Origin of the sequence: Halomonas sp. 113, from assembly GCF_904067645.1 — a bacterium.
Classification (GTDB): Bacteria; Pseudomonadota; Gammaproteobacteria; order Pseudomonadales; family Halomonadaceae; genus Vreelandella; species Vreelandella titanicae.
Genome location: NZ_CAJFDU010000020.1, coordinates 1 through 1156, shown reverse-complemented (window position 1 = coordinate 1156; position 1156 = coordinate 1). Strand labels below are relative to the sequence as shown.

At 51.3% G+C, this 1156-nt stretch carries 1 protein-coding gene; it reads left to right on the top strand.

Annotated elements, in window-relative coordinates; translation table 11 throughout:
- Window positions 1–72 precede the first annotated feature (72 nt).
- On the top strand, window positions 73–1017 hold the full coding sequence (locus YERSI8AC_RS00140) for an IS5 family transposase (RefSeq protein ID WP_159176486.1): 945 nt from the start codon (window positions 73–75) through the stop codon (window positions 1015–1017).
- Window positions 1018–1156 lie beyond the last annotated feature (139 nt).

The following is a 1156-nucleotide window of genomic DNA, read 5'->3' as shown; positions in this document are numbered from 1 at the left end:
GGAAGCTCTGAAAAAGTCACTGCCATCAGTGATAATACGGCTATCGTCAACTGCATAGGATTCAGTGCTGCCATGGATCAAATCACCTTCTCCGAAGCCGAGTACCAGAACAAGAAGAGAAAGACTCGCCGCGAACTCTTTCTGGAGCGGATGGACAAGCTGATCCCCTGGACGCAGCTGGAGAAGAAGATAGCCCGTTATTACCCCAAGGGCGAGAGCGGGCGGCCTCCGTATCCGTTGTCTGCCATGCTCCGCGTCCATTGCATGCAGTTGTTTTACAACCTGAGCGATCCGGCCATGGAAGACGCCCTCTACGAGATCGAGTCCATGCGCCAATTCGCCGGTTTGAAACTAGACCGATTGCCGGACGAAACCACGATTCTCAAGTTTCGCCATTTTCTGGAACACCACGGCCTTGGCAAGGTGCTGTTCCAGGAAGTGAACAACCACCTAGAGAAAAATGGCCTGATGCTGCGCGAAGGGAGCATTGTCGATGCCACTATCATCTCTGCGCCTAGTTCCACCAAAAACAAAAAAGGCGAGCGCGATCCGGAAATGCACCAGACTAAAAAAGGTAGCTCTTGGCACTTTGGCATGAAAATGCATATAGGTGTCGACGATAAGCTTGGGTTGATTCACAGCATCGAGACCACGGCTGCCAATGTCCATGACATTGTGCCTGCCGATAAGCTCCTTCACGGTGAAGAGCAACGCGTCTTCGGTGATGCCGGTTACCTGGGTATTCAAAAACGCGACGAGCACAAGCACCGCAACGATATCTCTTGGTATATTGCCAAACGGCTTGGCACCCGCAAGAAGCTAGATGCCAGGCGACAGAAAGTCGAAAACATCAAAGCCAGTATCCGTGCCAAGGTGGAGCACCCTTTTCGGTACATCAAACAAGTTTTTGGTTATGGCAAGGCTCGCTATCGTGGACTGGCCAAAAACACTCAGCGCCTGCACTTGCTGGCGGCGTTCAGCAACCTGCTGATCAGTGAGAAATACCTATGGGAATAGGGCGATTGCGCCCCTTTCCCGCTCAATGAGCGGGAAAGGGGCAAAAATACACAAAGAAAGGGAGAAGAGTGTCTGAATTTTCGATTTTTTGTCGGCTCAAGTAAGCGTTGATGAATATCGGCAGTTATTCAGACCTTCC

Bases quoted from the DNA above. Each gene is read 5' to 3' on its own strand.
- YERSI8AC_RS00140 (WP_159176486.1), top strand. From the start codon at position 73: ATGGATCAAATCACCTTCTCCGAAGCCGAGTACCAGAACAAGAAGAGA.